The sequence below is a fragment of the Micromonospora sp. S-DT3-3-22 genome (genome assembly GCF_015354745.1).
GTDB classification, from domain to species: domain Bacteria; phylum Actinomycetota; class Actinomycetes; order Mycobacteriales; family Micromonosporaceae; genus Micromonospora; species Micromonospora wenchangensis.
In genome coordinates, this window is the sequence record NZ_JACGMO010000013.1 from 77281 (window position 1) to 83484 (window position 6204).

The following is a 6204-nucleotide window of genomic DNA, read 5'->3' on the forward strand; positions in this document are numbered from 1 at the left end:
CCTCGGCACTGTCGGGGGGTGGGACCGCTAGGGTTTCCCCGTGCCCGCCGAATCCGTCGCTCCCCCCGTCACCACCCCGGAGGACCAGCGGAGCCGTACCGTCCGTCGGGTCGTCACGGTGCTGGCGCTGGCCGCCGTGCTGCCGGCGCTCTACCTGCCGGGCCTGGTGCACGACTTCTTCGACCTGAAGATCTACATGCGGGCGATGGACTGGTGGGCGTCCGGGCACCCGCTCTACGACTACGTGCAGCCCGACCGGGTGCAGGGTGAGCTGTACTTCACGTACCCGCCGTTCAGTGCCCTGCTGCTGCGGCCGTTCGGGGTGCTGCCGCTGGGCCAGACCATCGTCATCTTCACGGCGCTGACCTGCGTCGCCGTCGTGGTCACCACCCGGTGGCTGGTGCTGCCGGTGATCGAGCGGCACGGTCTGCGCCGGACGTACGCGCTGACCGTGGCGGTGCTGCTGGTCTTCGCGGTGGAGAGCACCCGGGAGACGATCACCTTCGGTCAGATCAACATGCTGCTGGTGGTGCTGATCCTGGCCGACCTGCTGTTCGCCGTACCGCAGGCGCGGCGCTGGGCCGGGGTGGGCGTCGGGCTGGCCACGGCGCTCAAGCTGTTCCCGGGCATCTTCATCGTCTACCTGCTGGTGACCCGGCGGTGGCGGGCGGCGGCGGTGGCGAGCGTCACGGCGGCGGCGGCGACGCTGCTGGCCGCCGCGGTGGCCCCCCGCGACTCGTGGCGGTTCTGGACCCACGAGCTGTGGGCCACCGACCGGGTGGGGCGCACCGACTACACCGGCAACCAGTCGCTGTTCGGCCTGCTCAGCCGGATCGACGCGCCGCAGGAGCCGAACCGGCTGCTCTGGCTGGTGCTGGTCGTGGCGATCCTCGGGTACGGGTTGTGGCGGGCGGCCCGCGCCGCCGGGGCCGGTGACTGGCTGACCGGCCTCACCCTCACCGGACTGGTCGGCGGCCTGGTCAGCCCGATCACCTGGACCCACCACATCTACTGGTTCATCCCGGCGGTGGTGGTGCTGGTGGACGCGGCGCTCGACGCCGACCCGCAGTCCCCGGCGGGGGCGCGCCGCCGGCGGCGGCTGCTCACCCTCGCCGTCGGCACCGGCCTGGTGATCGTCTACGGGGTGGTCTCGTTCTACGACTGGGGGGTGGCGCCGGCCCGCACGGACAACCCCTGGGAGTTCCTGCTGCGCAACGCGTACGTGCTGCTGGCGCTGCTGCTGCTCGTGTTGCTGCCGGTCCGGCGACAGCGGGAGCGGGCGCCCGTGCCGACCGCCCACCGGCAGCACCAATAGGACAGACATTCCCTTGTCCGACCTTTGGCGCTAATCTGGGCTCAGTCGGTCACGACCCACGGCACACCGATCCCCCGGTGAGACGGCCCTCCGCGTCGGCAGCGCGGAGGGCCGTCACCGCGTCCGGGCCCGTCCGACGTCACCGCACGACGCGACCGGCCCGCCGGACGGGGTCCGACGGGCCGGTGCGGGTGGTACGGGTCAGGACTTCGGCGTCGGCTCCCGCCGGGTCCGGGCGAAGGCCAGCCCGCCGAGGGCCAGCCCACCGAGGCCGGCCAGCAGCCCGGCGACACCCAGCACGACCGCCGTCGAACCCGAGTCGTCGTCATCGTCGTCGTCCTTCGCGGCCGGCGCGCCCGCCGCCGCCGGGGCCGCCGAGGGGGACGCGGCCGCCGCCGTCAGGGTCAGCACCGGCGCCGGGTTCTCCGGCTCCTCCGCACCCGGCGTGGGCTCCTCGATCCAGCGCGACACGTTGCCGTCGGAGTAGGTCTGGAGCGTCTTGAGGACCATCTTGTCGACCTGCGGCAGCGGACCCAACGAGACCGGGAACTCCTGGAACTCGCCCGGCTTGACGCCCCCACCGGCGGCGGCCGTCCAGGTGAGCTTCGACACCGCCTCGGTGAGCTGGCTGCCGTGCACCTCGATCGGCGGGTCCACCTTGCGCTTCTCCACCGCCACCGTCCACCCCGGCACCGGCATCGTGGAGACCGAGCCGACCGGGGCGTTCTCCGGCAGGTTCACCTCGATCTTGACGGTGGAGGCGGTGTCGCTCTCGTTGGGCACCCGGATGGCGAACCGGCCGTAGCTGCCCTGGGTCGCCTCCTTCGGGTTGACCGTGACGTGCGCCGCGGCCGGCCCGGCGAAGCCGAGCACCGTGGCGGTGACGGCGGCGAGGGTGAGCGTGGCGGCGGATGCGGAGCGCCGGAGACGGATCATCGGGGACGGGCCCTTCTTTACTTGATCGGCACGGTGGCGGTCACCGTGGCCTGGTCGATATCGGACGTACGGACCGTGAAGCGCAGTTGCCACTGGCCCGCCGACGGGAAGCTGAACTCCCCCGTCGCGTGGTTGTCGGTGAGCTTGAGCAGCGGGATGTCGATCGGTTCGACGCCGGCCGAGGGCAGCGCGGCCGTGGCCTTCCACTCCACCACCGGCTGCGGCCGGTTGTCCGGCGTGTACGCGTACAGGTGCATCGAGTTGTTGCCCCGCTCGGCCGGGTCCAGCTCCACCTGGAGCGAGTAGATCGGGCTGGTAAGCGTGGTCGAGTAGTAGCCGGCGTCGGCACCGGAACCCCCGTCGACTGCGGTCCGGGCCGGCGGGGTCTGCACCAGGGTCGCCGTCACGCCCAGGATCACCGCGGTGATCGCCAGCTCCACCCAGACCGCGCGCCGCACCGGCAGCGGCCGGGCCGCCGCGGTCCGCCGGCGCACCAACTGCCGGGAGTACGCGGCCACGGCCACCACCAGCGCGAACAGCCCGATCTTGGCGAGCAGCAGCCGACCGTACGTGGTGCCGGTGAGCGCCTCGACGCTGGCCACCTCGATCAGCCCCTGCACGACGCCGGCCAGCAGCAGCGCCGCCACCGCCAGCGCCGCCCAGCGGGACCAGATCGGCAGGATCGCCCCCAGCTCCCGCTCGTCGGCCCGGCGCAGCAGGAACCCGGCCAGCATCACCAGGCCGCCCAGCCAGACCGCCATGCTGCCCAGGTGCACCGCGTCGACGAGGACCGACACCGCCGGGGCCGGGGAGGCCGCCGGGTGCCCGGCCAGCGGCCAGGTGAACAACCCGGCCACCCCGAGCCCGGTCAGGATGATCCCGTCGGTACGCCCCACCGGCCCCCGGGTCAGCGGCCGGAGCAGGAACACCGCCGCCGCGAGCAGGCCCAGCCGGATCAGGTGGGCGGTGCCGTACCCGCTGCCCAGCACCTCGGACAGGCCCTCCCCGGTGACGTCGAACAACCCCCCACCGGCGGTGTACGGCACCTGCATCCACACCTCGGCCACCGTCGCGACGGCCAGCAGCCCCACGCCGGACCAGAGCAGCCGGGCCGGCCCGCGCCGGGACAGCCGCAGCGGCCAGAGCGCGGCCAGCACCAGCGCCGGACCCACCACCAGCAGTAGGCCGGCGTACCCCAGGTACTTGGTCACCTTCACGCCCACGCCGACCACCGGATCGGCCCGGCTGTCCGAGCCGGCGTCGGTCGGCGGCGTCGACGGCGCCCCCACCGAATAGGTGAACGCCCCGGACACCGGATGGCTGTCGGCGGAGATCACCCGGTAGCTGACCAGGTAGGTGCCCTGCGGGCCGGCCGGGTCCACCCCGATCGTCACCACCGACCCCTCGAACCGGGGCTCACCCCGGTCGGCGCGGGAGCCGTCCGGCGCGATGACGCGTACCTTGTCGGGCACCTTGCGGACCGACTCGCTGAACGTCAGCACCACCTCTGACGGGGCGCTCGGCACCACGGACGAGGCCACCGGGCTGCTGCTGGAGAGCACGGCGTGGGCGCCCGCCGGCCCGGCCGGGGCGAGCAGCAGGGCGACGAGGGTGACCAGCAGGCCGGCGGCGGCCCCCAGCCGGGCCAGCCGGCGACGATCGACTGCGTTCATCCCGCCATGCTCGCTGACGGCGGGCCGGTACGCCCACCCGGCCACCCCGCGACGGCACGGGGCGTCCACGGCGGCCGGGGCGCCTGCCGCAGGTGGTGGGGCGTCATGAGCAGGTAGTCGTACGGCAGCGGGAAAAAGTTCCCGACGTGAGCGGGACCATGGAAAGGGCCGAAGGACCCTGCCCGCCCCCGCCACGCCGCGTAGCCTGGCTTGTCGTGATCCCCGCTCACCGCGACCCCTCCGCCACCGGCCGTAGCGGGCCACCGCCCGGCCCCGACCGGCCCCCGGTGCCCCGGCCGGCGACCCGGCGACCGGTCACCCCGGGGAACCCGCGAGCCGGGCGGGACGACCAATGAGCGTGACCACCGCGCGTACCCCGGCCGGCCGCTGGCCGCTCGTCCGCCCCTGGCTCGGCGTCGCCGCCCGGCTCGGCCTGGCCGCCGTCTGGCTGTACGCCGGCGGGACGAAGGTCGGTGACCTCGCCGCCTCCGGCCGGGCCGTCAACGCGTACCAGGTGATGCCCTACGAGGTGGCGACGGCGATCGGGGCCGCGCTGCCGTTCGTGGAACTGGCGCTGGGCCTGCTGCTGCTCGCCGGGCTGGCGACCCGGTTGAGCGCCGGGATCTCCGCCGCGCTGCTGGTGGTGTTCGTCGCCGGCATCGCCTCGGCCTGGGCCCGTGGCCTGGCCATCGACTGCGGGTGCTTCGGCAGCGGCGGGCAGCTCGCCGCCGGCCAGTCCCCGAGCTACCTCCCGGAGATCCTCCGGGACCTGGGATTCCTGGCCCTGGCCGGATTCCTGCTGATCTGGCCCCGCACCCCGTTCTCGGTGGACGGCTGGCTCGCGGGCGACCCATCCGTGGAGGACGACGATGAGTAGTCGTAAGGGACGCAACCAGGCCGCGCGGGTCGTCCGCGAACAGATCGCCCGGGAGAAGCGTCGCAAGCGGACCCTCTGGACCTCCGTCGGGGCGGTGGTGGTGCTGGTCATCGCCGGCCTGGTCGGGTGGAGCGTCTACTCCAGCCAGAAGTCGGACACCTTCACCGCCCCGCCCGGCGCGAACGACGCCGGCACCGGCGTCGTGCTCGGCACCGGCCCGGTCACCATCGACCTCTACGAGGACTACCTCTGCCCGGCCTGCAAGCAGTTCCAGCAGACCAGCGGGGAGACCGTCAACCAGCTGGTCAGCTCCGGCAAGGCCAAGGTGGTCTTCCACCCGGTCGCCTACCTCAACCGGTTCTCCACCACGGAATACTCCACCCGGTCCTCGGCCGCGTCCGGCTGCGCCGCCAAGGGCGGCAAGTTCAAGGAGTTCACCGACGCGCTGTTCGCCCAACAGCCGCCGGAGGGCAGCGCCGGGCTGAGCAACGACCAGCTGATCGACATCGGCGCGGGCGTCGGGCTGAACAAGGACGACTTCGGCTCCTGCGTCAGGGACGGGACGTACACGGCGTGGACCGAACACGTCACCGACGACGCCAGCAAGGCCGGGGTCACCGGCACCCCGACCATCAAGGTGAACGGCACCGCCGTGGAGGACCGCAGCCCGGCGGGCATCACCGCCGCCGTGGAGGCGGCCGGCAAGTGACCCCGGCACCCCTGCGGCGGGCCGTACTGCTGGTCACCGCCGTACTGCTCGGCCTCCTCGGCGGCGCCGCACCGGCGTACGCGCACGGGGCGGACGCCCCCGACGGCACCGACTACCGCACCACGGTGACCGGGATCACCCCGGCCCGGCCGGGGCTGACCGCGCGGGCCGTCGAGGCGGGCGCCCGGCTCGAACTGGTCAACCACTCCGACCGGGACGTCGAGGTGATCGGCTACTCCGGGGAGCCGTACCTGCGGGTCGGGCCGGGCGGGGTGTACGAGAACGTCCGCTCCCCCGCCACGTACCTCAACCGCACCCTCGCCGGGGACACCGCGCTGCCCGCCACCGCCGACCCGGCCGCCGCCCCGCAGTGGCGCCGGATCGGCGACGACCGGCGGGTCCGCTGGCACGACCAGCGGGCCCTGTGGCGGGAGTCCGGGGTGCCCGCCCCGGTGGCCGCCGACCCGGGCCGGGAACACCGGGTCCGGGAGTGGAGCGTCGCGTTGCGTGACGGCGACGAGCCGGTGGAGCTGCACGGCACCCTCGACTGGGTGCCGCCACCCGACCCGTACCCCTGGTGGGTGGCCGCCACCCTCGGCGCGCTGCTGGTCGGCGCGGCGGGGCTGCCGCCGGCCGGCACCCGCCCGGGTACCCGGGCGTTACGCGGCGTCGGCGGGGTGCTCGCCCTCGGCGG

General features: G+C 74.1%; 5 protein-coding genes and 1 pseudogene. 4 read left to right on the forward strand and 2 right to left on the reverse strand.

Annotated elements, in window-relative coordinates:
* Positions 1-40: 40 nt before the first annotated feature.
* Positions 41-1315: a glycosyltransferase family 87 protein gene (locus H1A17_RS06085; protein WP_194821335.1), complete on the forward strand. Its 1275-nt coding sequence runs from the start codon at positions 41-43 to the stop codon at positions 1313-1315.
* 201 nt (positions 1316-1516) lie between these two features.
* Here H1A17_RS06085 and H1A17_RS06090 read toward each other — a convergent pair whose 3' ends face one another.
* A complete protein-coding gene (locus H1A17_RS06090; protein WP_145918142.1) occupies positions 1517-2251 on the reverse strand; it encodes a YcnI family protein in 735 nt (244 codons plus the stop codon).
* A 17-nt stretch (positions 2252-2268) separates the two neighbouring features.
* A complete protein-coding gene (locus H1A17_RS06095) occupies positions 2269-3924 on the reverse strand; it encodes a copper resistance CopC/CopD family protein (protein ID WP_145918141.1) in 1656 nt (551 codons plus the stop codon).
* A 352-nt stretch (positions 3925-4276) separates the two neighbouring features.
* On the opposite strand from H1A17_RS06095, the gene H1A17_RS06100 reads away from it, so the two are divergent.
* The 3 genes and pseudogenes from H1A17_RS06100 to H1A17_RS06110 form a co-directional block, all read left to right on the forward strand.
* Positions 4277-4801 (forward strand): MauE/DoxX family redox-associated membrane protein, encoded by a 525-nt coding sequence (locus H1A17_RS06100; protein ID WP_194821336.1) that lies wholly within the window; start codon positions 4277-4279, stop codon positions 4799-4801.
* Positions 4794-5510 carry a thioredoxin domain-containing protein gene (locus H1A17_RS06105; protein WP_145918139.1) on the forward strand — a complete coding sequence of 239 codons (717 nt, stop codon included), beginning with the start codon at positions 4794-4796 and terminating at the stop codon, positions 5508-5510. The genes H1A17_RS06100 and H1A17_RS06105 overlap by 8 nt, the downstream gene beginning before the upstream one ends.
* Positions 5507-6204: pseudogene (locus H1A17_RS06110) on the forward strand (hypothetical protein); the annotation flags it as partial. The gene H1A17_RS06105 and the pseudogene H1A17_RS06110, both read left to right, overlap by 4 nt.